This window comes from Curtobacterium sp. MCPF17_031 (genome assembly GCF_003234035.1).
In the GTDB taxonomy this organism is placed as follows: domain Bacteria; phylum Actinomycetota; class Actinomycetes; order Actinomycetales; family Microbacteriaceae; genus Curtobacterium.
Map to the genome: position 1 here is coordinate 426,686 of NZ_QKSG01000002.1, position 25,681 is coordinate 452,366.

Below are 25,681 nucleotides of genomic sequence, written 5' to 3' on the forward strand. Positions count from 1 at the left end.
GCCACGGCAGGATGAGCACGTGGAGACCCGAGCACTCTTCGCCGCGACCGCCCAGTCGTTCGTGGACCTCGTCACCGCGCTGCCCTCCCCCGTGGCGGATCCGGCCCTCTGGTCTTCCCCCGCGCTCGGGGTCTGGGACCTCCGGGCGCTCGTCGGGCACACGAACCGTGCCCTCGTGACGGTGTCGACGTACGCCGCCACCACGATCGAGCACGGCGCCGATCCGAGCACGTCCACGTCCACGTCCACGTCCGGAGCGGTCCTCGACGACGCGGCCGAGTACCTCCAGGCCGCGACCCGCACGGCGACCGACCCGGACGAGGTCGCTGCCCGCGGTGTCGCCGCCGGCGCAGCACTCGGCACCGATCCGGAGGCCGCGGTGACGGCGGCTCGCGACCAGGCCCTGGCTGTCCTCGCGGCGGTCCCGTCGGGCACCCGCATCCCGGTGGTCGGCGGTCTGCTCCTGCCGGTCGAGGAGTACCTGCGCACCCGCATCGTCGAGTTGGTCGTGCACGGCGGCGACGTCGCACGAGCCGCGACGGCAGCCGGTGCTCCCGTCTCGGCCTCCCCGCCGGCGGAGGCGGTGGTCGCCGCCACCCTGCTGCTCGCCGAGGTCGGGGCGCGCCGCGGCGACGGTGCGCTGCTGCTCGCCGCCCTGACCGGTCGGGGGTCCCTGCCGCCCGGCTACTCCGTGCTCTGAGCGTCGGCACCGACGACGACTGCAGCACCGGCGACGGCCCGTGCGATCCGATCGACGGCGTCGTCGACGAGGGCTCGGCGGGTCACGTCGTCGTCCTGTTCGGACTCGAACACGAACGCCGTCGCTCCACGGACCGCCCCGCAGTAGTCGACGATCCCGTGTTCGATCTGCGTCCGGATCGCCTGCTCGTAGCCGTGCCGCTCGTACGTCCCGGCAGCGTCACCGGCGACCGGCAGCAGGTGCACGGTGAGCCGCCCGAGGTTCCGACGCGTCCCACCGGCCGGGTCGACGTCGAACGCCCAACCGTTGACGAAGACGCGGTCGACCCAGCCCTTCAGGAGCGCCGGCATCGACCACCAGTAGACGGGGAACACCAGCACGAGGTGGTCGCTGGCGTCGAGGCGCTGCTGCTCGCGGACGACGTCGTCGGGGAGCGCACCGGTGCCCCGGTAGGCGTCCCGGTCCGCCGGACGGAACCGCGGGTCGAACCCCTCGGCAGCGAGGTCGACCAGCTCGACCTCGCCGGGGTACAGGGCGTCCTGCAGCTGTCGGGCGATGCCCGCGGTGAGCGAGTCCGGATCGGGGTGGGCGGTGACGATGAGGGTCTGCACGGCCGTCAGTCAAGCGGACCAGGCTGAGCCCGTACCGACGTCGGGGGGTCCGGGCACACTGGTCGCATGTGTGGCCGCTTCGTCGTCTCCGACACCACCGCTGACCTGCTCCCCGAACTCGTCGGGGAGCTCGCCGCGCGCACCGAGCACGTCGACGAGGACACGGGCGAGGTCCGCGCCGGCCTCGCGCCGAGCTGGAACGTCGCTCCGACCGACCCCGTGTACGCGGTCCGGCAGCGGCACGGGCAGCGCGAACTCCCCCGGATCAGCTGGGGCTTCGTGCCGAGCTGGGCGAAGGACTTCCAGAAGCAGCGACCGAAGCCGATCAACGCGCGCATCGAGACCGTGGCGACGAGCGGCATGTTCAAGCGTGCGTTCGCGACGAACCGGTGCATCGTGCCGGCGCAGGGCTACTACGAGTGGGTCGTGCGTGAGGACGGCAAGGAGCCGCACTTCGTCCACGAGCCCGGCGGGGCGCTCGCGATGGCCGGTGTCGTCAGCGCCTGGCCCGACCCCACGAAGCCCGAGGACGCCCCGGACAAGTGGCGGCTGTCGCTCGCGATCATCACCCGTGACGCCCACGTCGCTCCGGGCGAGGTGCACGACCGGATGCCGGCGTTCCTCACGCCCGACGGGTACGACGCCTGGCTCGGCGACGGCGCCGGTACAGGTGACCTGCTCGCCCTGCTCGACCGTGAGTCGCTCGAGGTCGCGGCGGGCCTCGAGCAGTACGAGGTCGCCCGGACGGTCAACAGCGTGCGGAACGACGGGCCGCACCTCATCGAGCCGTTGTTCTGATCGCTCCCGCTCCGTGGGTCGAGGCTCAGGGAGCAGCGCGCGAGGGACGACGACCGACCGTCAGGGCCCCGGCGTCCCGTCGAACAGCACACCCGACCAGGCCAGGAGGATCGGCCCGAGCACGACGACGAACACGCCGACCGCCACCACCACCGCGCCGACCCCCGACACGATCGCGGTGAGCAGTCCGAGGAGCCCCACGAGTCCGAGTGCCCGACGGGCGTCCCCGCCGCCCGCCACTGCGGTCGTCGCACTGGAGAACAGGGCGCTCATCGGGTCGTCAGCCATGGCCGCAGCGTAGCCCGGCTGCCCGGGGGTCAACCCCACCCGCATCCGGGAGGTGGCCGCATTCTCCGGCCGGACGGCCGCCGCGACGATGGACACATGACCTCGACGCAGCACACCACCACGATCGACACCTCGCAGCCCACCACCCGATCCGAGCGTTCTGCCCTGACCTCCGCGGTCGGCGTCCTCGGCATGGGCGTCATCGTCCTGGCCCTCGCCGGCTGCAGTGTCGTCAAGCCCTACCTGCCCGAACAGCAGGAGCACTACGACACCTACGCCGACGCCCCCTCGAAGGCGAACTCGGAGGACCTCGCCTGGTTCATGCCCGAGTGGGTGCCGGCGGATGCGAAGGACATCGACGTGCGTCTCGACACGAGCAAGCCGGGCTACGTGATCGGCTTCACCTCGGCCGATGGTGTCGACACGAGTGGGTGCGAACCGGTCGACGGTGCGAAGGGTGGCCCGGCGATGACCGCGGGCTTCCTGCCGGAGAAGCTGCCGACCACCTCGCTCGTCACCTGTGGCGACGGGCGCCTCACGACCGAGATCGACGGTCGCTGGTACGGCTGGACCCCGGTCGAGCCGGTGGAGTCCGACGGGAACGACACCCTCCGCACCGACTGACCCGCGGCACCGCACCCGGCGCAGACGGACGGGAGGCCCGGATCACGTGAGCGTTCCCGCTCACGTGATCCGGGCCTCCCGTCCGGGACGGCTGTCTGACCGCCCCCTACCGGCGCCGCCGCGGCGCCTACCGGCGCCGCCGCGGCCCGACCGGCCCGGCCGCCCCGGCCGGCCCCTCGGCCACCATCCGCCGCCGCAGCAGCAGCGCCGCCCCGGCGAGCAGCAGCGCGAGCGCCCCGAGCCCGAGTCCGGCGAGGCCCGTGCTGCCCGTGAAGGCCAGCTGCGCCACGTGGGCAACGGCCGCGATCCCGACCGGGTAGGTGACGGTGATCGTCGCGGTGACGACCTGTCCGGCGCTGTCCTGCACGGTGTAGTCGATCGCCTCGGTGCCGTGGAACCCACGTGCCGGCGTGAAGGTGACGACCCCGTCCTCGGCGTGCCAGGTGCCCGCGCCGCGGACGGAGACCCGGTCGGTCATGTGCCCGGTGCCGGGGTCGACCAGGTGCAGCGTGTCGGTGTCGAAGGTGGCGCCACCGGTGGGGCTGTCGTTGCCGAGCGGCTCGACGGTGACGGTGCGCCCGGTGCGGCCGGTGCCCCGGTCGTCGGTGGCGACGGCCTTCGCGACGACCGTGATGGTCGCGGTCGCCCGGGTGGTCTGCCCGGAGGCGTCGGTCACCGTGTAGTCGAACGTGTCGCGTCCGGTGAACCCGGCGGCCGGCGTGTAGACGTACGAGCCCTCCGCCTGCACCCGGATGCTGCCGTGTGCCGCCTTCCGGGCGAGGCTCGTGGTGAGCCCGGTGCCGGAGTCGTTGCGGAGCAGCCCGTGGCGGGCGTCGACGGCGAGCGCCGTCCCGGCGATCGTGCGACCGGAGTCGTCCGTCGCGGTGATGCCGACCGTGACGGTGACGGTGGTGTCGACGGTCTGCCCGCTGGCGTCGCGAGCCGTGTACGGCACGGTGTCGGTGCCGGAGAACCCGGCGGCCGGCGTGTAGACGAACGTGCCGTCGGCGGCGATGGTGGCGGTGCCGTGCGCGGCGTTCCCGACGGAGACGACGGTCATCGCCGTGCCGCGGTCGTTGCCGAGCACGCCGGGGCCGCGGACGGTGACCGCGGCACCCGCGGTGGTGCGGGCGGTGTCGGCGGTCGCGGTCGGGGTGACGTCGATCGCGACCAGGGCGACGGCGGTGTTCTCCTCGGCGTCGTGGGCCGTGTAGGTGAACCAGTCGCGGCCGGACCAGTTCGCGGACGGGGAGTAGACGTACGCCCCGTCCTTCGCGAGCCGGAGCGTGCCGTGCTGCGGGTGGACGTCGACCGAGGCCCACAGTCCGGTGCCGGAGTCGTCGGCCAGGACACCGTGGGCGCGGGCCATGCGGACGACGCCGTTGGTCTTCGTGGTGCTCCAGTCGTCGACCGCGACGGCGCCGACCAGGACGGTGACGTCGGCCGTCGTCGTCTGCCCGGAGGCGTCGGTCACCGTGTAGGTGAAGCGGTCGGTCCCCGAGAAGCCGGTGGCCGGCGTGTAGACGAGCCCACCGTCGGTGCCGACGGTGACGGTCCCGCGCCTGGCGTCGCCGTGTCCGGTGACGGTGAGGCCGGTGCCGGAGTCGTTCCCGGTGAGGGCGGTGCCGGCGATGACCAGCGGGGTCCCACCGGCGGTGCGCAGGACGTCACCCGTGGCCGTCGGGGTGACCGTGACGGTGACGGATGCCGAGGCGGTGCCGCCGGTGGGGTCGACCACGGTGTACCGGAACGCGTCGGCGCCGGAGTACCCGGCGGCGGGGACGTACGTGACGGTCCCGCCTCCGGTGACGCTCACCGTTCCGTGTGCGGCCGTACCGACACCGCTGACGCGCAGGCTGGTACCGGAGTCGTTCGCGATGACGAGGACGGCGACCGGGGCGTCGGCCGTCGTGGTGGTGGTGTCGTCGACGGCCTTCGGGGCGACGGTGATCGTCACGGTGCCGGTGGTGGTCCCGCCGCTGCCGTCGGTCACGGTCACGTCGAACCCGTCCGGGCCGGAGTAGCCCGGCGCCGGGGTGTACGTGTACGAGCCGTCCCCGCCGACCTCGACCGTGCCGTGGTCGGGGGTGCCGTGACCGGTGACCTCGAGGTCGGTGCCGGTGGCGCCGGTGAGGACGCCCTGTCCGGCGGGGACGACGAGCTGGCCGTCGGCGGTGGCGCTGGCGTCGGGCGCGGCGAGCACCGGGTCCACCGTGATGGTGAGGGTGCTCGTCGCGGTGTTGCCGATCGCGTCGGTCACGGTGACGGTGACGGTGTCGGTGCCGGACCAGCCGGCGGCGGGTAGGTAGGTGACGGTGCCGTCGGCGTCGACCGTGGCGGTGCCGTGCGCACCGTCGGTGACGTCGGTGACGTGCAGGCCGGTGCCGTGGTCGTTCGCGGTCAGCGCGGCCGAGGTCGCGGTGACCGGCTGGCCGGCACTGGTGGTGCGGGTGTCGTCCCCGGCGGCGGGCCGCACGGTGACGGTGACGGTGCCGGTCGCCTTCTTCCCGGAGCCGTCGGTCACCGTGTAGGTGAAGCGGTCGGTGCCGGAGAACCCGTCGGCCGGCGTGTACGTGTACGAGCCGTCGGCGTGCAGGTCGAGCGTGCCCTGTGCCGGTGCCCGATCGACCGTGGCGGTGAGCCCGGTGCCCCGGTCGTTGGCCAGGACGCCGTCCGCCTTCGAGACGGTGCGCGTCGATCCGGCCGTCGCGGTCGCGCTGTCGGGCATCGCCATCGGCCCCACCACGACGATGACCGTCGCGGTCGCGGACTGCCCGGAGGCGTCGGTCACCGTGTACGTGACGGTGTCGGTCCCCGAGAACCCGGGTTGCGGCGTGTAGCGGATCGTGCCGTCGGTGCCGAGGACCACGTCACCGTGGTCGGTGCCGCCGGCCGCCGTGACGGTCAGACCGGTGCCGGAGTCGTTGCCGAGCAGCGTGGCCGCCGGGATCGACACGGGCCTGCCGGCTGCGGTCCCGACGGTGTCGGCCATGGCGACCGGGAGGACCGTGACGGTCACCGTCGACAGCCCGCTCGGGCGTCCGCTCGCGTCCGTCACCCGGTAGGTGGACGTGTCCGTCCCCGAGGTCCCGGCTGCCGGCGTGTAGGTGACCCTGCCGTCCCGCTCGAGCACGGCGCTGCCGTGTGCGGGGGCCCCGACGAGCTCGGTGTGGAGGCCGACGCCGGAGTCGTTCGCCTGGACGTCGATCGTGACCGGCCGGTTCGCCGGGGTCGTCGCCCGGTCGTCCGCGGTCGTCGGGGTGACGACGAGGGTCATCGTGGCGGTCGCCGGCGTGCCGGCGGTGTCGATCACCGTGTAGGTGAACGAGTCGTCGCCGGAGAACCCGTCGACCGGCGTGTACTTGACGGCGCCGGTGGTGTCGTCGAGGACCAGGACGCCGTGGCCCGGTTCGGTGTGCCGGGTGATGGTCAGGTCGGTGCCGCGGTCGTTGCCGAGGACCCCGGTGGCTCGGGTCGTGCGGGGGAGGGTCTCCCCCGCACGGACGGTTCCGGAGTCGTCGGTCGCGACCGGGGCGACGGTGATCCGCACGGTGGCACTGCTGGTGTTCCCGGCGGCGTCGGTCACCGTGTAGGTGAACGAGTCGGTACCCGAGGTGCCGTCGGCCGGCGTGATCGTGATCGAACCGTCCGCGCCGAGCACGACGGCGGTGCGTGTGCCGCCGGTCACGGCGGTGACGGTCAGGCCGGTGCCCGCGTCGTTGCCGGTGAGGGTGCCGGAGGTGACGACGAGCGGGCTGCCGGCCGTCGTGGTGAGGCGGTCGTCCTGGGCCTCCGGCCGCACGGTGACGGTGACGGATCCGGTGGACGTGTGGCCCGAGCCGTCGGTCGCCGTGTAGGTGAAGCGGTCGGTACCGGAGAACCCGTCAGCGGGCGTGTACGTGTACGAGCCGTCGGCGTGCAGGTCGAGCGTGCCGTTCGTCGGGGCACGATCGACCTTCGCGGTCAGGTCCGAGCCCTTGTCGTTCGCGAGCACGCCGTCGGCCTTCGTGACCGTCAGGGTCGCGCCGGCGGTGGCGGTCGCGGTGTCGCGCACGGCCATCGGGCCGACGACGACCGTGATCGTCGCGGTGGTCGACTGCCCGGAGGCGTCGGTCACCGTGTACGTGACGGTGTCGGTCCCCGAGAACCCGGGCTCCGGCGTGTAGCTGATCGTGCCGTCCGTGCCGAGCGTCACGTCGCCGTGGGACGCGCCGACGGCCTTGGTGATCGTCAGGCCGGTGCCGGAGTCGTTGCCGAGCAGGGTCGCGGCCGGGATCGACAGCGGCTTCGTGGCCTGCGTGGCCTGGCTGTCGTCCGTCGCGACGGGCGTCACGGAGACGGTGACGGTCACCGGGGCGGTGGTCCGGCCGGCGGAGTCGGTCACGGTGTAGGTGAAGGAGTCGGTCCCCGAGGTACCGGCGGCCGGCGTGTACTGCACCGTGCCGTCGGTGGCGACCGCGACCGTGCCGTGCGCGGGTTGGCCGACGACCGCGGTGGTCAGGCCGGTGCCGTGGTCGTTCGCCTGCACGTCGACGACGACGGGGTGGTCGGCGGGCGTCGTCGCGGTGTCGGCCGTGGCGGCGGGGCGGACGGTGATGGTCATCGTGCCGGACGTCGTCGCACCGGACTGGTCGGTCGCGGTGTAGCCGAAGCGGTCGGTGCCGGAGAAGCCCGCGGTCGGCGTGTACGTGTACGTGCCGGTCGAGGCGTCGAGCACCAGCGTGCCGTGGTCGGGCGTCGTGGAGTTCGTGATCGTCAGGGCCGTGCCGGAGTCGTTGCCCAGGACGCCCGTCGCCCGGGTGGCGGTGCTGACCGAGCTGCCGGCGTCGACCGTCGCGGTGTCGTCCGTGGCCTTCGGGGCGACGCGGACGGTGATCGTGACGGTGTCGGACTTCCCGTTGCCGTCGGTGATCGTCACGTCGAAGGCGTCCGGTCCGGAGTAGCCCGGCGCGGGCGTGTAGGTGGTGGTGCCGTCCGTGCCGACCGAGACGGTGCCGTGCCCGGGGGTGGTGTTGCCGGAGACGGTCAGCCCGGTGCCGAGGTCGTTGCCGAGCAGCCCGGGGGCGGCGACCGTCGTGGTCTGACCGGCGGTGGCGGTGATGGTGTCGGCCTTCGCGGTCGGCAGGACCGTGATGCTGACCGTGCCGGTGATCGTCGCACCGGAGGCGTCCTTCGCCGTGTACGTGAAGGAGTCCGTGCCCGAGAAGTGGTCGTCGGGCGTGTAGGCGTAGGCCCCGTTGCCGGCGAGCGTCAGGGAGCCGTGGGCCGGCGTCGAGTTGCCAGCGAGCGTCAGGCCGGAGCCGTGGTCGTTGGCGAGCAGGCCGTGGCCGGCGTCCGCGGTGACGGTCGAGCCGGCGTGCACGCTGAACGCGTCGTCGGTGGCGGTCGGGGTGACCGTGATCGTCACGGTGCTGGTCGAGGTCTGCCCGCTGCCGTCGGTCGCGGTGTAGTCGAACTGGTCGGTGCCCGAGGTGCCCGCCTTCGGCACGTACGAGAAGCTGCCGTCCGTGCCGGCCATCGTCAGGGTGCCGTTGGCCGGGTCGGTGTGCTTCGTGACCGTCAGCCCGGTGCCCTTGTCGTTCGCCAGCACGCCGGCGGCGGGGACCGTGAGGGTGGTGTCGACCGGGGTTGCGTAGGTGTCGGACGTGGTCGAGGCGTGCACGAGCTTGAGCGTGTTCGTGAACGTGACGACGACGTCGGTGCCGTCGGTGCCCACGGCCTGCGGGAACGCGAACGCGGCGGTCTGGCCGGACCCGGATGCGACGGCGGTGCCGCTGTTGACGTCGACGGCCTTCCACGTGGTCGTGTAGTTCGCCAGGTCGGTGGTGCCGACGGCGGTCTGCGTGACCGTGTACTTCTTGCCCGGCGTGGTGAGGATCGCGCCGGCCTTCTGGTCCTGCAGACCGGTGGCGCTGCCCGTGGTGCTGGCGCTGGTGCCCTTGCTCGTCGCGGTGATGCCGTCGCCGGTGATCGCGAGCCCGAACTGGTCGGTCGCCTTCCACCGCTGGTCGATGCTCGCGCGGCCGGTGACGGTGTCGGCGTAGTTGCAGGTGGCGAGGTCGCTGGCGCTGTAGTTGCCGACGACCGGGAAGCTCCGGACCTGGGCGCCCGAGGTCGGGTCGAGCTGCATGAGCGTCGTGGTCGTGGTGGTGTTCGGCGCGGTGCCGGTCGTGACCGAGTTCGAGACGTAGAGGTAGCCGTCGGACGAGAACGCGATGCCCGGGCTGTTCGTGCCGGCCGGCAGCGTGGCGATCTCGGTGGTGGTCAGCGCCGTCGCGCCCGCGGTGGTGGGGACGGTCTCGGTGTCGACGCGGTAGACCTTGTCGGCCGCGACGACGAAGAACAGGCCGCGCGAGCTGAACGCGAAGTCGCCGTTGCCGGACTTCAGGCCGTTGATCTGCCCGACCTGCCCGATCGCTTTGCCAGTCGCCGGGTCGTACGCCATCAGGGCGCCGGTGTTGTCGCCGTAGTAGTAGAAGCCGGTGACCGGGTTGACCGCACCGCGGATGACCGGGCGGGGCTTGTCGGTGGCGATGTCCCCGGAGACGGCCTTCGTCGCCGGGTCGTAGGTCCGGAGCGTGGCGTACGTGCCGTTCGCCGCAGCGAACATCGACGTGCCCTCGCGCGAGATCCCGAGACCGTTGTTCGCGTGCTCGCCGAGCACAGCCACCGGCACGGTCGTCCCGGCGCTGGTCCCCTTCGTGATGTCGATCGCGATGACGGAGCCGGCACTGTTCGTCGCGTAGAGCGTGTTCTGGTCGCAGACGAAGTGGCTGTCCTGCGTCGCCTGCACCGCGGCCGAGGCGGGGGCGGCCGAGAGGACGGCGGCGGCGCTCAGGCCGGCACCGACGAGCAGCGCGGCGCCCAGCATGGCGAGCGGGCGGAGGCCGAACGTGCGGCGGGGCAGGGCAGTGCCGTGGGGAGCAGGCAGCATCAGTCACTTTCGGGTCGAGACAGCGAACCTGGCGCGCTCGAGGACCCGAGGGAATCGGAGAACGACCGTTTGCGCCGAGCTCGATCCTGACAGCCTTGTCCGCATTGATGGGGACACGAGGCGTCCCCAATAGGGGGGACCAGCCTGAAAGAACGGGGTACAGACCCCCAGACTGGGGTCGCCCAGGGCCAACGTCGAAGCCCCGCCGGTGTTCCGGCGGGGCCTCGGTCTTGCTGTTCCGGAGGTCATGCTCCGGGTGGTGCTTGGCTACTGCGTTCGATCCCTCGTGGTCGGGTGATCGTGATCAGACGATCAGTGCCGGTCAGTCGACCGGTCGGATGACGGACGGGAGCACGATGTGCAGGCGCTCGGCGAGACGCGACTGTGCGTCCTCCAGCGAGCGGAAGTCCCCGACGTACTGGCCGAACGTGTCGGACACGAAGTAGTGCCCGTCGCGCTTGTCGACCGTGCCACCGAAGTAGCCGCCGTAGTTGGCGGACCAGAGGCCGGGTTCGACCTCGGCCCACGAGAGGGAGGCGCGGGAAGGAGTGTGGGCAACCTGGGCCTCGAGGACGGCGATCGTGTCCACCGTGTCGGTGTCCAGCGTCACCTCGACCTGGTGCACGTCGTGGCTGATGATCGTCATGGCCCTGCTCCTTCGCGTTCTGGGGTACATCTGCTTGCGGGTCAACGCTACGGGCGACCGCCACCGGCTACCAGCGACCCCCGTTGATTCACGGGTTCTCCTGATCCGCTCGGGTATCGAAGCCCGGAAAACCGGGACGAGACGTCACGTTTCCGGGGTACAGGGGACCAACCGGGGTACTCGCAATCTGGACCGGGTCCACAGAAGGCGGGACGGGCCTCCAGTCCGACTGTCAGCCCTGCGACGGATCCGGCCTGGAGGCCCGCCCGGGTAGCGTCGCTCCCGTGACCCCCGACCGGCCCGAGCCCGACGTGCGTGACGTGACGTCGGCTGCGGTCCGGCGGATGGCCGCCTCCGGTCGTGCGCTCCGCCGACGAGGCGGCACGAGCGCCCACGCGACCGGCCGCAGTCGCCGGATCGCCGGGGCACTGGCCGTCGCGTACGCGGTGGCGGTGGTCCTCATCGGCTTCTGGGGCACGCCCGTCGATTCGCGGGCGCAGCCGTGGATCGATCGTCTGATCGGTGCCGCCCACCGGCACGGAGCGCCGAGCTGGTTCGGCTACCCGATGATCGAGTCGCTGGCGAACGTGGGGTTCTTCGTGCCGCTCGGGTTGCTCGTGGTCCTGCTCGCCGGTGCGCGGTGGTGGTGGGCCGGTGCGGGGGCGGGCCTGCTCGTCAGCGCCACGATCGAGACCGGGCAGGCACTGTTCCTGCCAGCACGGTTCGCGACCATCGACGACGTCGTGGCGAACACGATGGGCGCGGTCCTCGGGGCGCTGCTCGGGGTCGTGCTGCTCGCGGCGGCGGCCCGGCGACGGCGGGGCTGACGCACTCTCAACGGCCAATTTGCACCAACCTGCCCGCCGTCGCGCGACGAGCGTCAAGGTGCACGCGCCTACGGTCGGAGCATGGCCTCGACCAGCACCACGATGGAACAGCACATCGCCGTCTTCGGAGGCAGTGGCAGCGGGAAGACCGTCCTGCTCTCGTCGTTCTACGGCGCCGCACAGGAGCCGAAGGTCCGGCGGGCCAACCGGTACGCCGTGACCGCCGAAGACCGTGCGCAGGGCCGGACCCTGCACCGCAACTACCTCGGCATGCGCGACAGCTCCACGGTCCCGAGCGCCAACCGGTTCAGCGCCTCCGCGTACCGGTTCGTCATCGAGCCGTCCGCCGACGACCTGCCGAAGGGCCGGTCGAAGCAGAAGGCGGCGAAACCCCTGGGCATCGTGTGGCACGACTACCCGGGCGAGTGGTTCGAGGAGGACCCGAGCTCGGCGGACGAAGAGGCCCGCCGGATCGAGACCTTCCGGTCCCTCCTCAGCGCGGACGTCGCCGTCGTCCTCGTCGACGGACAGCTGCTCGCCGAGAACGCCGGAGAGGAGGAGCGCTACCTGAAGGCCCTGCTCACCGACTTCCACACCGGGCTCTACGCCCTGCGCGACGACGTCCTCGAGGACGGCAAGCGCCTGACCCGCTTCCCACGCATCTGGACGATCGCACTGTCGAAGGCCGACCTGCTGCCCGACCTGGACGTCGAGGACTTCCGCGAGCTCGTGATCGGCAAGGCCGGCGGGGAGCTCGACGAGCTGCGCAGCGTGCTGCAGAGCTTCGTCGAGGACCCCGACGCGCTCGACGTCGGCGAGGACTTCCTGCTGCTGTCGTCCGCCAAGTTCGAGCCCGGGAAGATCGACGTCACCACCCGAACGGGTGTGGACCTGCTGCTGCCGATGACCGCGATGCTGCCGTTCGAGCGCTTCGCGAAGTGGGCCTCCACACGGCAACGCGGTGCCCAGGTCGCCGAACAGCTGCTGAAGTTCGTCGGACCGGTCGTCGGGTTCCTCGGCACGTCCAAGCTCGTGAAGTCGAACCTGGTCGGCGCCGCCGTCAGCATGATCGGCGGCGGACTCGGCTCGAGGGCCGTCAGCTTCGCCGCCAAGAAGGTGGCGAAGGTGAAGGACCAGGCCGAAGCCGAACGGGAGTTCACCACCCGGGTGCTCGCACGCTTCGCCGAGGACCTGGACCGCGGAGTCGACGACCGTGTCCTGCGCCGAGGAGACGACGCATGAACTTCATCTGGGCCACCCGAGGCCGCACGTGGGGCTTCCGCTTCCTGTCCACCGAGCAGCCCGGCCAGGACCCACTAGCGCGCTACGAGGAGGCGTTCGCCGGCGTCCGGGACGTGCCCGCCGCGATCCGGCGGCGGACCGGGATGCTCGCCGTGCGGTTCCCCGACCCCGAAGGCCGGCAGGACCGCTCCGGTCGGCCGATCCCCCACGAGTTCGTGCTGACCCCGCCGCTCAGCGACTCGGTGCGCTCGGTCGAGGACGCGGTCGCGCAGGTGTGGCCACTGGTGCGGGAGCGCTACGCGGAGGTGTGGGAGTTGCCGAAGGCTCCGGGCTCTGTGTCCGACATGTGACAATCAGCCGACAACTCCATGGAGTTCGCCGTCGACGGCTCTTCACGACGCCAGACCTGCACGTCGAGGTCGTACGGTCAGCAGGTGAACCCGAATCGCAGACAGTACCGTCGTCCCTCCGCCTTCCCGTGGTGGCTGTGGGTGGCAGCCCCGATCGCCGTGATCGCCGTGGTCGCCGTCCTCCTGATCGTGACCTGATCCGGAGCTCGAGTTCGACCCCACGAACGACGAAACCCCCGGAGCCTCTCGGCCCCGGGGGTTTCGTTCAGTGAGCTGAAGCTCAGACGGTCTCGCGCTGGCGACGGACCGAGCCGCGCACGACGAGCAGGCCGCCACCGAGGACGACTGCGCCACCGGCGACCCAGAGGGCCAGGGCGGAGACGGTCGAACCCGTGAAGGCGAGGGAACCGTTGGTGCCGTTGGAGCCAGCAGCAACCGCGGCGGCGTCAGCCGGCGCGATGGTGAAGGACGCAACGCCGACGACACCGGAGGTGGCGCCAGTGGCGGTCAGGTTGTAGGAACCCGAGCCACCCACGGGGAGGGTGACGCGGACGGGGAGGGAGCCGTCGGCGCCGGCGGTGTACGCCTTCGAGACGGTGGTGACCGGCAGAGCGCCGAGCGTCGCGGAGGAGACACCGGCACCGGTGATCTGCACGTTGACGGTCTCGTTGTTCTGGAAGGCGCCCTCGCTGAAGTTCACGATGACGACGCCACCGGCGACGTAGTTGCCGGAGACGACAACGTTGGAGTCGGGTGCGTAACCAGCGGCGTTGGCGGCAGCCGGCGTTGCGAGCAGTGCGGCGCCAGCCAGCACGACCGCGGCGATGAGCTTCTTCATGAAGTTTCCCCTAGTGATCTGATCTGACAGACCCTGATACCAGAGCCCTGCCTCCGCAGAAGTCAATCCCCCACAGCCAGAGATGGCGAGTGCGATTGGCGAAGTTCCCTCAATGTAGCGGACTTTCACAGTTTGTTACCACCCGTTGTGCAACGAGTGCGTGAACTGCAGCTGGATCTGCTCCCAGCCTGGACCGTGCATCGGACCGCGAGGCGACCTCCTCGGGGCTCACAGCGCACGAAATCCCAGATCAGTTGACGCATTGGGCAATGAAGGAACGGATCTTGCCGCTCGATGGGAAGGCTTCACACCTGCTCAGGTCAGCCAGGACCCCCCGGAGTGGGGGTCCTGCAGAACCGCGGTATGCGGCGACTCACCGATCACACCTGCACTGGCGACCGGGTCTTCTGCCCCTACAGTTCGCGATCCGGTTGCCGCCGGTCGGCTCAGCCGACCGGGACCGGCTTCGCGCAGTCGAACTGCAGCGGCTCGACCTTCGACTGCCGCACGCCGGGCGTGGACTCCGCCTGCACGCCAGCCGTGGCGTACTTGGCGTCGCCGAGGAACGCGACACGGAACGTGGTGCTCTGCCCTGGGGCAAGAAGTGTCTGCAGCTGCGCGACCGGGTGGTCACCGTCGACCGTCGTCTGCAAGCCCGCTGTCTTGCCGTCCTGCGAGGCGCCGAGGTAGATGGCGTTCGCCGGTGCGTAGACCGCGACGAGCGTCTTGATCTTTCCGGGCTCGGTACCGAAGTCGCCGCCACCAGTCACGTACCGAGGCAAGCTCGTCGCCGCGTCCGCGGGAGCCGCGTTCTTGAGCGTCACTTCGACCACCGAGGTGGGGCGTCCGTCCTTCCTGCACACGGAGCTGCCGACCGAGACCTGCTTGTCGAGGTAGTAGTCCATCTTCGCGGCGGTGCCGTCGTTCAGGTAGACACCGAACTCACGAGTCTGCTTCGAAGCCATCGGCAGGGTCCCGGCCACGGCCGTCCCTGCGATCTGCTGCTGCTCACCCTTGTTCGCGCTCCACAGGCGAAGGCGGCCCTCTCCAGTGCCGTCGGTCAGAGCCGTGATGAACTTCTTCGCGTCGGATCCGCCGCTGGACACCTTGTCGAACACAGCGCTCGCAGCCGAAGCGAAGAACGCGTCCTGCACCTTCGGATCAGGGTAATTGCTGTAGGCGTCGCTCAGCAGAAGCTTGACAGCGTTGTCCGACGTCAGCGTCTCGCCGATCGGCAGCTGCACCGGCCCAGTCGCCCGCAGGATGTAGCTCAGCGTGACGGGGTCGATGGCAAGGACCCCGTCGACCTGCTCGCCGAACTTCTGCTTCCACATCTCCCGCGCCAGCTCCGCTGACACGTCGAACCGCGGGGTCAGTGTGACGTCCTGGATGTACTCGCCGGTGATCGATCCGTACAGGCTCTTCGTGTCCTGGTCGAGCGGCAAGACGGGCTGATCGAACTTCCCGAAGTCCGTGCTCGACGCCTGTGCCGCCAGACTGATGTGCCCATCATCGACCTGCAGGCGCGCGACAGCGCCAGGGATTCCCCCGCCTGCGCGCAGCTCGGCATTGTTCTGGAACAGCAGCAGGTAGTTCCGGTCGCCGTTGTGACCGAGCATCGCCGGGGCGAGCTGAACGATGCGGTTGGCGGTCCCGGCTTGGGCCGAGGCCGACTGCAGCGCGTTTCGCAGCTGTCCGACCGCTGTGGTCACCGGCGACAGCGTGGCGCTCGTGTCGATCGTCTGCGCATCACGCTCGGCCCGCTGCAGGGTCGAAGTCGCCTTCGCGACCGCTGGTTGGGCGTCCTCGATCGGCTGCAGATCGATCTTGCCGTTCTTGGGCGCGAAGCTGTCGGTGCTGAACTTCCCGACAACGCCTGACACCGGCGTGACGGCGTTCCGGGCAACGTCATCAACGACGACGGACACCTGTCGCACGGCGCGCAGGTTCGTCCCGAAGAACGGTATGTACTGCGAGGCGCCCCAGATCGGGTCGCCGGTCAGCGAGCGGGCAGCGCCCGCTTCGTCCTGCAGGTGCTTGGCAGTCCCCTGCACCGCAGCAGTGTCGCCGCCGGTGAGCTGCGACCGCAGCGTGTTGACGTCACCCACGGCGCGTTCGAGGTGCCCCTTCGCCAGGACACCACGGATGCCCACCCATGCGACGGCGAAGATCAGCAGGAGGACGAGGGCGAGGACGACCCACAGGAAAACGTGGGGCCGAGACCCCCGACGTGCTGCAGTGCGTCCCGACTCGGGCTGGTCGGACATGGGGGTAAGCCTAGTTGGGCCGTATCCAATGCCGTCGATGTTCACACCACGTCGGGTGTTCGCCACATCAGCACTCAGGCCCGCGTAACAGGGGTCATGGGGCTGCGTCGCTCGAGTGCTGCGGAGCGCGAAGCAACCGTCGTCGTGTCGATGACAGGCGACTCAGGTGGTTGAAGGGCACCGAACAGCAGAGCAACGAGCGCACTCAAGCCGGCGGCCGTCCAGACAAAAGGGACAGTGATGGTGAGGACCGCCACCGCAATGAGGGAGGCGGCGAGTCGCAAGTCGTCCTCGTTCTTCGTCTTGAGAAGTCTCCTCAGCCCGATACCGAACGGAAGGAGGAAGAGCACAAGGGCGATCAACCCACCCTTGAGCGTGATGTTCCCGTAGGTGTTGTGCGTGTCCCGTTTGATCTCGACGACGCCGGAGTACACGTTCTTCACGGCAAGCGCCGAGCCCGGGCCTTCGCCGAGTACGAGATTCGCCGGAGACTGCGTAACCGCCGCGGTCAGCTGGGAAAACTCGGTCGCGCGATACTGCGCAGAGGATTCCCCGAGCCGCTCGCCCAGGTCGAACCGCGATCCAGCGGCGACTCCCCCCACAGCGACACCACCGAAGAGCACAAGTACGACCAGAGCAGCCAGGACCCGCCCCGTGGATCTCGCGCCGCGGAACAGGACCGTGAAGAACACGAAGCCCACGACGGCGGCGATGACCATCGACAGCGTCTGGCTCACGGCGAACTCAGCGGCGACGACGACCATCGACAGGAGTCTGTTTCCGAGCAGCAGAGGTGCCCGCTTGACGAGAAGTGCGACAGCCAGCACGAGGACGAGCAGCTCGCCTCCCGGACGGACGTCGTTGATCGCGTGGAAGTACACCAATGTAGTGTTCGCCGGCGCCACCAGGTGCGACATCAGCAACACCCAGGCCAAGATCGCAATCCCACAGGCGAGGTACGCACAAGCCATCAGCAGCCGGAACAGAGCGGCGAAACCAAGCTTGTTGATGTAGATCCAGATCGGAACGACCACACAGAACATGGTGATGTTCCGGTAGTCGACGACCGGAGACACATGGAGCAGCCCGGACGGCGGGACGACGATGAATCGCAGAGTCAACCAGGCCGGCATCGCGAGGATCAGCGCCACCGTTCCTACGGTCACTCTCTTTCCCGAGACCTTCGCGTTCCTCGGCATCGCCAGGACTGCGGCGAGCGCGAGAACCGGCAGCAGATCGATCTCGGTGACCGCCACACCACCGATTGTCATGTGGAGCAGCTCGTAGCCCGGCCTGACCAGGAAGATCCAGAACAGGGAAACGGCGAAGGTCGGTTTCGGCAAGAACATCGCTACCGCGAGCGCCACAACGGCGACCGCGATGAGAGGGGTCGATGTGACCGTGACACCTGCGATTCCTACGACCGCGACGATGGCCACCGCCGCGAACATCGCCCGCTGGCTCACCCGCACGCTCTCGAGCACTCGCCGGCCGACACCTCGACCACGCGCAATCTGCTGTGTCTGCAAGTCCTCGTCCTATCGCTCCCCGGACAGGACCCCGCTCCCCCTGTCTGATCGCAATCATGACATGCGGTCGGTCGCTCCGAGCGATACTCCAGCCTTGCCCTTGCTGGTGGTCCCCTCGGGCCCGGGGGCCTACGGAGTTGCCGAGGGCAGAGCTTCGACAGCGCGTCGAGAACCAGTCAGTCGACGACCGACGACGATCAACGGGCGCTCGCAGAGAATGAAGAGCACGTGTGCGACCACGAGCGAGCCCGCGAACATCAGGACGAGGTGCACCACCGTCAAGATCACGGTGTCAGTAGGGAGGACTGAATCGATGACACTCCCTACAAGCGGGTGAACGAGGTAGATGGCGTACGCCCGCTGCCCGACGAATCGGAGCGGCGACCAGCGGAGCCATGCATGAGCACCATCCGGGCCGATGAGCAGGACGGGTAGAACGAGGGCGACCGCCGCACCGAAGGCGAGGTGGATGTGGGAGTCGGTTCGTGACAACAAGCCAACCGCGACCACGACGACGCCGAGGATGGCCCCGGGTAGTGGCCGGGCGAGAAGCCGCACCACCCTGTGACTCCGAGGGTTGTGGGGCGCGAGTGCCATCACGCAGCCGAAGACGATCGGTGCGTACGTCCCGAGGTATCCGCCCACGAGACCCGCAGAAGTGCAGAGCACCACGAGCGCAGCAGCCACCCAAGGGCGCCACCGCCACACCGCCGGCACCGCGAAAGCAAGCAGCGGCCAGACGAAGTAGAACTTCTCCTCGATGGCTAGGGACCAGCTGTGCCCGAAGGTCCCGGGGCTGGCGAACTCGTTGAGGTAGGTCAGGAACAAGACAAGGCGCTGGCCGAAGTCTCCTGGGTTATCGGCGAAGCCTGCAGCCACCGCGACGATGTTCGCGCCCAAGACGAGGTAGTAGAGCGGGAAGATGCGGAACGCGCGGCGGATGTAGAAGTTCCGCAACGACACCCGCCCTTGCAGGTCCGCCTCGCGGAGAAGCAGGGTCGTGATGAGGAAGCCGCTCAGAACGAAGAACACGGTCACACCGATGTAGCCGTTCAGAACACGCAGTTGCGTGACATGAGAATGGATGGTCAGCACGAGGAGGATGCTCACTGCTCGGAGGCCGTCGAGCTGAGGGAAGTAGCGCGTGCGCTCGTACTGGCCGAAGCTGTTCACGCGTCACATCCTGACGGGCGTCACGCCTCGCGGCAACAGATGTCGCGCGTGAAATCCTCCCCAACGCAGTACGAGCAGTGCCTCCCATGGGCAACGGGTCTCCCTCAACCCCGCATAATCGACCCATGCATCTAGTCGTCGTCAGTCAGTCGAGCACGTTCGGTGGGGCAGAGCGCTACCTGAACCGACTCTTCTCACGCCTCCGGGTCGCCGGCGACGAACCGCTACTCGTCGGGCACGTACCGGGATGGGACGAGGAGGCTCTCCGCCACGTCGATGTTCGTCTGGGTCCGAAGTGGTCGAAATCGACCATGATCGGCGGTCTGTTGCGCCTTCCCGCCGAACGTCGGCGCGTGGTTCGAGCCGTTCGTGCTCGAGAAGTCGATCTGTTCCACCTGCAGTTCAAGCGGGAGCAGATCGGATTCACGAAGGCCCTTGCGAAGCTCGGTCCAGTCGTCTGGACCGAACACGGACAGTTTCTGCGAGGCGTTTCCGGTCGGCTCCTGGCGTCCCAGTACAGAGTCGCATCGCGGTACGTCGCCGCCATCATCTGTGTTTCGGAGGCTGTGGCAACGGATGTCCGCGCGGTTGTAGCCAACCCCTCTGTTGTGCACGTGATCGAGAACGGCGTCGGAGACGGTTCCTCGACCTCAGCGACGGCCGCGGCCCGGACCGCGGCTCGTCAGCGGCTCGGGGTGGCCGAGGACGTTCCGGTCGTCCTCTGGATCGGTCGCCTCCACTCGGCGAAGCGGCCGGAGATGGCGGTCCGATTGGCTGGCGAGTTCGAAGGGGTGGTGCTCATTGCTGGCGAGGGGCCGGAGAGGGCGGCGCTGGAGCGAACAAGTTCCTCGATGACGAACGTCCGGCTGCTGGGACACCTCGACGAACCCGAGCTTGCCTACGCGGCCGCAGACGCAGTGTTCTTCACGTCATCGAGTGCAGCTCGGGAGGGCCTGCCGACGACGCTCGTCGAAGCTGCATCCCACGCGCTTCCGGTCGTTGCGGTCGCTGACACAGGCCTCGATGAGCTCATGACAGAGCTCGGTGCGGAGGTCGCACCGAGCGGTAGCGGCCCCCACGAGTGGGCGCGCGCGATACACCGTGCGACGGCTGAGCGAGAGCGCAGTAGATCGGGCATGGTTGCATGGGCTGGACGACATTCGGAAGAATCCTGGGTCGCAGCACACCGAGCCCGCTTCGAGTCCACTCGCTCGTCGTGGATGCCGCCGTCGCAGCGGCCCGGGAGTAACTGATGGACGTTTCGATCCTCATGCTCGGCACGGCCGATTGGAACCAACCGATCGCTACGAACCAGCATTACGTCGCGCGGGAACTCTCCGCTCGGTGGGATGTGTCCTACGTCGAGTCGATGGGCCTACGGAAGCCGGAGCTACGGCCCAGCGATCTTAAGCGGATGCTGCGGCGCATCGGAGCAGGATCTGCAGGCACATCGTTTGAACGGCCGACGAACGGCATCAACGTCCTGCGTCCGCTGGTCCTCCCAATCCACACGGGCGTCAGCAGGATCGTCAATCGTCCCTTGCTCCACAGACTCGTCAGCAATTGGATCGCGCGGCCAGGTCAACGACTCCTCTGGACCTACACGCCCAACACCTACGGTCTCGAACGCTTCGCCGACGCCACGGTCTACCACTGCGTCGATCTGCTCGGTTCCGTACCTGGCATCAACGCAGAACTCATCGCGCAACAAGAACGACGTCTCGCAGGTGCGGGGGTCACCGCCGTTGCGAGCAGTGAGGTCGTCGACAAACATCTGGCCGCAATCGGCTTTGACTCTCGACGCCTGTGGCCCAACGTCGCCGACGTCGAGCCGATCGCCGAGGCAGTTCACCGAGGGCGCCCCCGTGTAGAGCGAGCGGTCTTCGCCGGGAACCTGACGGCGAGCAAAGTCGACTTCGAGCTGCTGGAAGGGCTGCTGAAGCGTGGAGTGCGCCTGGACCTCGCCGGGCCAGTGTCAGAGGGGGGAGGGTCCTCGGCACGCGCTGTCGAGAAACTGGTTGCGGCTGGTGCGACACACCATGGCCACCTGGACTTTGCATCGCTAAGTGAGCTCTACGCCCGTTCGACCGTCGGCTTGATCCCCTACCTCATCAACGAGTACACGGTAGGTGTCAACCCGTTGAAGACGTACGAGTACCTGGCAGCGGGTCTGACCGTCGTGTCGACGCGAGTCCCAGCTGTTTCAGCGGTGTCGGGGCACGTCACTGTCGCAGCAGGTCCGGAGGAGTTCTTGCAGGCTGTGGTTGCCTCGACTGGAACTCCTTCTGCGGAGAGCCTCGAAGCGAGAGCAGAGCTCGCAGACCGTCACTCCTGGACCCGCCGCGGCGCAGAGGCGAGGGGCCTCGTCGACGAACTCATGCGAGATCGCGTTTCCTGACGGCAGGGACACCCGCGTACAGCCCGTCGGGGGCACAGTCGCTCGTGACGACGGCCCCGGCGGCGATTACGCAGCCTGCACCGATCGTCACACCCGGAAGGATCGTTGCCCGGGCACCGATCCAGGTTCCCGCCTCGACGTGGATCGGCTGACCGATCGCGCGACCAGCCCGCCGTTCTCGCGGGCCGAGTTCGTGAGTACTCGTGATGAACGTGACGTGATGCCCGATGTCGCACCTGGGTCCGACGACGATCTCCGCCGAATTGTCGAACACGCAGCCGTAGTTGACAGTCGTCCCGGGCCCGATCTCGATGTTCTTCCCACCGAACCAGCATCCAGGCGCGACCGATACCCATTCCGGGATGGTGACGCCCCAGACCCGCAGCAGCCGCCATCGAAGACTCCGCGGCACGACAGGGCCGTTGAGAAGCGCGTTGATCGCAGCGTCACGCCACAGACGATTCAGTCCCAAGGCAGGGCTCCGTACTCTCGAGTGATGACGCGTCGCTGCCGACCAGCGCGACTCAGAACTCCCCGGAAGAACTGCGCCAGGCTCACTCGAGTGGGCCGGTATGCGGGCTTTCGCACGATCAACACAATGCGCCAAAGGAAATCAAGCGCCGCGGCCGGCAGGCCGTACCACTTCCAAGTGAAACGGACGTGCGCGACTTCCCTCTCGGTGACACTCCACCGAGAGCCCACCTCGGATGAGCTTCCACCGCCTTCGGTGACGACCGTGACAGAGTCCACAACGCCGATCAAGCCGCCCGCTCGGGTGATCCGACGATGGAGGTCGATCTCCTCGGTGAACATGAAGAAGAACGGATCGAACCCTCCGGCGGCTTGGAACCACTTCGTCGGGAGCACCATGCAACAGCCCGCGATCGACTCGACAGGTTGCTCCCCAGAGGCATCAACGTCGCGCCGTCGGGCCAAAGGAGAAGCAATCGTTCCCCGCTCGGCTCGCGCGTAGTTACCACGAGAGTCCCGGACCCGCGGGCCCACACACGCTGCGCCGACTCGATCGCCTTCGACCGCAAGCGCGTGGAGATCTTCGAAGGTCGTTTCGACGTCCGGATTGACGAACGCCAAGAAGTCGGTGTCAACGGCGGATGCGCCGATGTTCGAGGCGGTACCGAAGCCGACGTTCACCGGCACTCGTCGAAAGTCGGCGTCGAAACGTTCTGCAACGGCGCGAGAACGTTCTGCGTCAAGCGATCCTGAGTCGACCACGACGACCGAATCCATGGGCCCACGGCCGTGGCCGAGGCGCTCGAGGAAACCCTGCAGCACCTGCGAGGACTCGTGCGACACGGTGACCACTGTGAGTGAGATCATGCGATCGCCTCCAGGAAGATCTCTCCGACACGGAGCCAGTCGGTCATGTGGACGTTCTCGCGGTTGTACGACATCGACTCCTGCCTGAACCGCTCGTCAGTCAAGAGTGCGCGTAGTGCGGCTGCGAGCAAATCGACGTCTGTTGCGTCGATCGCTTGTCCGTCTGGAGCGCCAGAGAAGCGCGCACCGAGGTTGGAGTGATTGCCGACCACCATGGGCACACCGGCCGCGGCCATGTCCATCGCTGGGATGCACAGGCCCTCGTAGAGAGACGGCTGGACGTAGCCGTGAGCACCGGCCAGAAGCGCTGCGTACGCCGCGGCGGACAGACCACTCGCGATCTCCACCGAGGCGGGGCGACGAAGACGGGACCGGGCACGATCGAGCGCGTCAGAGTCATTCCCGGGGCGGCCACAGATGATGAGACGCGCATCGATGTCGTCGAGGGTTCCCCAAGCGTCGACGAGCTTGGGCAGGTTCTTGTGCGGCTCCTGGGCTGCGATGCAGAGCAGGTACGGATCATCGCGCTCAGGTCGCCAGACGATGTCGTGCACGGCTTCGATCGGCAGAGGAGTGACCCGATTGTTCAGGCCTAGTTGGGCCATCCGGTCCGCGGTGTAACCCGAAACTGCGAGCGCTTTTTTTGCTCGGCTGGCGTACCGAGTCGTGGCTGTGATCTTTGCGGCGTCACGATAGAGCGTGGGCTCGTCGATGAAACCGACGTCGTGGAACACGGGAACGCTCTGCACGGGGGACACAAAAGGAATCGTCTGCCGCGGGACCACGATGCGGTCGAATCGACCTCTGAGCGCAGTGAGCGGAAGCCAGGCGTGCATGAAGAAGCGACTCGGCAATTGGACATCGGATTCCGCGTGCGTGGTGCCGACTGTGGCGACCGTCACGTCCACGCGCCTCTGTTGCTGCAGCGATCGGAGTCCCTGCAACAGACCAGACGCAACGTCTCGCACCCCGCTACTGCTGCCTTCCAGAACGCGGCCATCCATCAGCAGTTTCATCGGCGCAGACCGATCCGTCGAAGGGTGGTGCCCGCCTGCTCGAGCACGTCTGCGGCCAGCGCAGCACCCCAACCTGACCTACCGAGCCACCGTCGTGCATAACGCCGTCGGCTGCGCCGGTTGGCGCGGAGAAGCGCCGGGCTTGTCTTTGCCCCGTGGCCCTGGTCATGGACCGCCGAGACAGACCCTGCGATCACGACGTCCCATCCGAGTTCTCGTGCCCGCCGGCAGATGTCGACGTCTTCGTAGTAGAGGAAGTAATCGGATGAAAATCCGTGGACCTCCCGGAAGGCATCGTGGCGCCAGAGCATGAACGCTCCGCAAAGCCAGTCGACCGAGATCGTGCGACCACCATGCTCGACCTCGACAGCGGTTCTGCGGAGGATCGTCGATCTGGAAGGGAAGGAGCGCGCGGACGAGACAGGAGTTCCGTCCGAGCGAGCAAGCTGAACCCCAATCACACCCAACTGGTCGTCGTCGAACTGGTCGAGCAATCGATCGAAGACATCGGCTCCGAGTCCCACATCCGGATTCACCACTGCGATGAACTCGGAGTGTTGACACTCCTCGTTGACGGCCCGGTTCACAGCTGCGCCGAACCCGACGTTCGAGGCGGACTCGATCAACGTGACCTTCTCCCGGACGATCCGGCTCCGGACTCGTGCCGTCGAGTCGTCCGACGAGTTGTTGTCCACCACGACCACGCGATCGACGTGGTCCATCGCAAGCAGGTCCTCGAGAATGCGATCGACGAACCGTCCAGAGTTGTAGGTGACGACGATGGCGGTGACTGTCCTTGGGTTCATCGCAAGCTCCTGAGTGTCGAGATCATGGCGCGGGGTCCGATGAAGCAGAAGCTCCGGATCGGAGCAGCCTGGATGTGTTTGCGAGTGAGAACGATGAGTACGGCGAGGCTCAACAGGTTCCCGACGCCCGTCGCAGTCGCCGCGAGGACCAAGCCTCCTGGACTGAACAAGAGGAGGATCATCCCCGCTGTTGTGACGAGGGCAACGACCTCCCCGACGAGCGGCTTTCCGGGCTTCCCTGCCCCGTTGAGGCTCTGTGTGAGTACGACAACCCCTGCGAGAGGCACTTGCGCGGCGAGTAGCACGAACATGGGTGCCGCCGCCGCCTGGAACGCCGAACCGAGCAGGACGAAGATGAGCAACGGCACCGCCGCCGCCACGACGAGGGCCAGACAGACGATCAGGAGCATGGTTGACGCACACGTGCGCGCCACACGCGTGACATCGCCCCGGGCAACGCGATTGCGGTTGGGCATGGCGACCGCGTTCGACACTGCATTCAGCGTCGCAGCCAACGTCGTCGAGACCGCGTAGAGGCCGACCTCCTGCGGTCGGGCGATCGCCGAGACCATGAGTAGGTCGATCCGTTGATTGACCAACGCGGTCGCTCCAGCCATCCAGCCTCTGGCTCCGAACCTCGCCGCGTCGACGATGAGTTCGCGCCCGAAGCTGGTTGCTGGTCGGGCAAAACGTCTGACCATGTACGTCAGAGGACTGAGGACTGTGGTCGCGATGAGGATCAGACCGACCAGAAGCGGCGAGGCGTCCACGTGCAGGAAGAACAGCGCGGTGAGAACGACGAGCGCCGCGAACCCCGGGAGTGCGCGAACGACTGCCGAGGCGAGCCACCGCCCGCTCCCGATCGCGACACCCGTCAAGGTCGAGCCGAACACGAACAACGGGACAGTCGCGGCCCAGGCGACGAAGAGCCACCACACCTCGGTCTGCCCGTCCGCCTGCAGCCCGGCCAGGAGGATGTACGGGAAGAACGCCACCAGCCCAATGGCGACACCAGCGACCAGCGCGAGTCTCGACAGGGAACGAGTGTCAGTTCCCTTCGCGGCTCGTCGAGCCGCGAAATCCGGGAGTCCGAAGCTCAGCAAGATCGCGACGATTCCAGCGGGGACCATCGCCATAGCGAGTTCACCGCGCCCCGCTGGGCCGAGAAGACGCGCCTGCAACGTCGCGGTTCCGAGTCCGAAGAGGGTCGAGGCGGCGCTCGACGCGAGCAGAGTCGCGCTGGGGTGGCGGAGGACACGGCGCACCCCGGCACCGAAACGGTTCAGGAGACCAACC

General features: G+C 68.5%; 21 protein-coding genes. 8 read left to right on the forward strand and 13 right to left on the reverse strand.

The window, feature by feature from the left end; all coding sequences use genetic code 11:
• Positions 1-19: 19 nt before the first annotated feature.
• Entirely contained in the window at positions 20-700 is a 681-nt protein-coding gene (locus DEJ31_RS05060) for a maleylpyruvate isomerase N-terminal domain-containing protein (protein ID WP_111121331.1), read from the forward strand.
• Here DEJ31_RS05060 and DEJ31_RS05065 read toward each other — a convergent pair.
• Positions 685-1,311, reverse strand: coding sequence for an NAD(P)H-dependent oxidoreductase (locus DEJ31_RS05065; protein ID WP_111121332.1), 627 nt, complete (start codon positions 1,309-1,311; stop codon positions 685-687). The two genes, DEJ31_RS05060 and DEJ31_RS05065, sit on opposite strands and share 16 nt — an antisense overlap.
• A gap of 66 nt (positions 1,312-1,377) precedes the next feature.
• Here DEJ31_RS05065 and DEJ31_RS05070 point away from each other — a divergent pair, with 66 nt between their 5' ends.
• Positions 1,378-2,109 carry an SOS response-associated peptidase gene (locus DEJ31_RS05070; RefSeq protein WP_111044790.1) on the forward strand — a complete coding sequence of 244 codons (732 nt, stop codon included), beginning with the start codon at positions 1,378-1,380 and terminating at the stop codon, positions 2,107-2,109.
• Positions 2,110-2,169: 60 nt separating this feature from the next.
• On the opposite strand, the gene DEJ31_RS05075 is transcribed toward DEJ31_RS05070, so the two are convergent.
• Positions 2,170-2,397 carry a hypothetical protein gene (locus DEJ31_RS05075; protein ID WP_146240678.1) on the reverse strand — a complete coding sequence of 76 codons (228 nt, stop codon included), beginning with the start codon at positions 2,395-2,397 and terminating at the stop codon, positions 2,170-2,172.
• 96 nt (positions 2,398-2,493) lie between these two features.
• Between DEJ31_RS05075 and DEJ31_RS05080 the strand changes: the two genes are divergently transcribed.
• Positions 2,494-3,021 carry a hypothetical protein gene (locus DEJ31_RS05080; RefSeq protein WP_111044792.1) on the forward strand — a complete coding sequence of 176 codons (528 nt, stop codon included), beginning with the start codon at positions 2,494-2,496 and terminating at the stop codon, positions 3,019-3,021.
• A gap of 127 nt (positions 3,022-3,148) precedes the next feature.
• Here the strand turns inward: DEJ31_RS05080 and DEJ31_RS05085 are convergent, their stop codons facing one another.
• Together DEJ31_RS05085 and DEJ31_RS05090 are read right to left on the reverse strand one after the other, a co-directional pair.
• Positions 3,149-9,955 carry an Ig-like domain-containing protein gene (locus tag DEJ31_RS05085; RefSeq protein WP_111121333.1) on the reverse strand — a complete coding sequence of 2,269 codons (6,807 nt, stop codon included), beginning with the start codon at positions 9,953-9,955 and terminating at the stop codon, positions 3,149-3,151.
• A gap of 322 nt (positions 9,956-10,277) precedes the next feature.
• On the reverse strand, positions 10,278-10,601 hold the full coding sequence (locus tag DEJ31_RS05090) for a hypothetical protein (protein WP_110904938.1): 324 nt from the start codon (positions 10,599-10,601) through the stop codon (positions 10,278-10,280).
• A 284-nt stretch (positions 10,602-10,885) separates the two neighbouring features.
• On the opposite strand from DEJ31_RS05090, the gene DEJ31_RS05095 reads away from it, so the two are divergent.
• From DEJ31_RS05095 to DEJ31_RS05105, 3 genes are all read left to right on the forward strand, one after another.
• Positions 10,886-11,428 (forward strand): VanZ family protein, encoded by a 543-nt coding sequence (locus tag DEJ31_RS05095; RefSeq protein WP_111121334.1) that lies wholly within the window; start codon positions 10,886-10,888, stop codon positions 11,426-11,428.
• An 81-nt stretch (positions 11,429-11,509) separates the two neighbouring features.
• On the forward strand, positions 11,510-12,670 hold the full coding sequence (locus tag DEJ31_RS05100) for an ATP/GTP-binding protein (protein ID WP_111121335.1): 1,161 nt from the start codon (positions 11,510-11,512) through the stop codon (positions 12,668-12,670).
• Positions 12,667-13,020: a hypothetical protein gene (locus tag DEJ31_RS05105; protein ID WP_111121336.1), complete on the forward strand. Its 354-nt coding sequence runs from the start codon at positions 12,667-12,669 to the stop codon at positions 13,018-13,020. The genes DEJ31_RS05100 and DEJ31_RS05105 overlap by 4 nt, the downstream gene beginning before the upstream one ends.
• A gap of 280 nt (positions 13,021-13,300) precedes the next feature.
• On the opposite strand, the gene DEJ31_RS05115 is transcribed toward DEJ31_RS05105, so the two are convergent.
• From DEJ31_RS05115 to DEJ31_RS05130, 4 genes are all read right to left on the reverse strand, one after another.
• Positions 13,301-13,858 carry a hypothetical protein gene (locus tag DEJ31_RS05115; RefSeq protein ID WP_110904933.1) on the reverse strand — a complete coding sequence of 186 codons (558 nt, stop codon included), beginning with the start codon at positions 13,856-13,858 and terminating at the stop codon, positions 13,301-13,303.
• 446 nt (positions 13,859-14,304) lie between these two features.
• A complete protein-coding gene (locus tag DEJ31_RS05120) occupies positions 14,305-16,125 on the reverse strand; it encodes a DUF4012 domain-containing protein (protein WP_111121338.1) in 1,821 nt (606 codons plus the stop codon).
• Positions 16,126-16,199: 74 nt separating this feature from the next.
• Entirely contained in the window at positions 16,200-17,654 is a 1,455-nt protein-coding gene (locus DEJ31_RS05125) for a hypothetical protein (protein WP_146243099.1), read from the reverse strand.
• Positions 17,655-17,783: 129 nt separating this feature from the next.
• Positions 17,784-18,827, reverse strand: coding sequence for an acyltransferase (locus DEJ31_RS05130; protein WP_111121340.1), 1,044 nt, complete (start codon positions 18,825-18,827; stop codon positions 17,784-17,786).
• Positions 18,828-18,952: 125 nt separating this feature from the next.
• Here DEJ31_RS05130 and DEJ31_RS05135 point away from each other — a divergent pair, with 125 nt between their 5' ends.
• The gene (locus DEJ31_RS05135) at positions 18,953-20,080 is read left to right on the forward strand and encodes a glycosyltransferase family 4 protein (protein WP_181433456.1); all 1,128 of its coding nucleotides are present in this window, start codon (positions 18,953-18,955) and stop codon (positions 20,078-20,080) included.
• Positions 20,080-21,225: a glycosyltransferase gene (locus DEJ31_RS05140; RefSeq protein ID WP_111121342.1), complete on the forward strand. Its 1,146-nt coding sequence runs from the start codon at positions 20,080-20,082 to the stop codon at positions 21,223-21,225. Before DEJ31_RS05135 ends, DEJ31_RS05140 begins: the two co-directional genes overlap by 1 nt.
• On the opposite strand, the gene DEJ31_RS05145 is transcribed toward DEJ31_RS05140, so the two are convergent.
• From DEJ31_RS05145 to DEJ31_RS05165, 5 genes are read right to left on the reverse strand one after another with little or no spacing between them, the layout of a single operon-like run.
• A complete protein-coding gene (locus DEJ31_RS05145; RefSeq protein WP_111121343.1) occupies positions 21,203-21,697 on the reverse strand; it encodes a DapH/DapD/GlmU-related protein in 495 nt (164 codons plus the stop codon). The genes DEJ31_RS05140 and DEJ31_RS05145 overlap by 23 nt on opposite strands.
• On the reverse strand, positions 21,688-22,563 hold the full coding sequence (locus tag DEJ31_RS05150) for a glycosyltransferase (RefSeq protein ID WP_111121344.1): 876 nt from the start codon (positions 22,561-22,563) through the stop codon (positions 21,688-21,690). The genes DEJ31_RS05145 and DEJ31_RS05150 overlap by 10 nt, the downstream gene beginning before the upstream one ends.
• Positions 22,560-23,579, reverse strand: coding sequence for a glycosyltransferase (locus DEJ31_RS05155; RefSeq protein ID WP_111121345.1), 1,020 nt, complete (start codon positions 23,577-23,579; stop codon positions 22,560-22,562). Before DEJ31_RS05155 ends, DEJ31_RS05150 begins: the two co-directional genes overlap by 4 nt.
• Entirely contained in the window at positions 23,576-24,385 is an 810-nt protein-coding gene (locus tag DEJ31_RS05160) for a glycosyltransferase (RefSeq protein ID WP_111121346.1), read from the reverse strand. The genes DEJ31_RS05155 and DEJ31_RS05160 overlap by 4 nt, the downstream gene beginning before the upstream one ends.
• On the reverse strand, positions 24,382-25,650 hold the full coding sequence (locus tag DEJ31_RS05165; protein ID WP_181433457.1) for an oligosaccharide flippase family protein: 1,269 nt from the start codon (positions 25,648-25,650) through the stop codon (positions 24,382-24,384). The genes DEJ31_RS05160 and DEJ31_RS05165 overlap by 4 nt, the downstream gene beginning before the upstream one ends.
• Positions 25,651-25,681 lie beyond the last annotated feature (31 nt).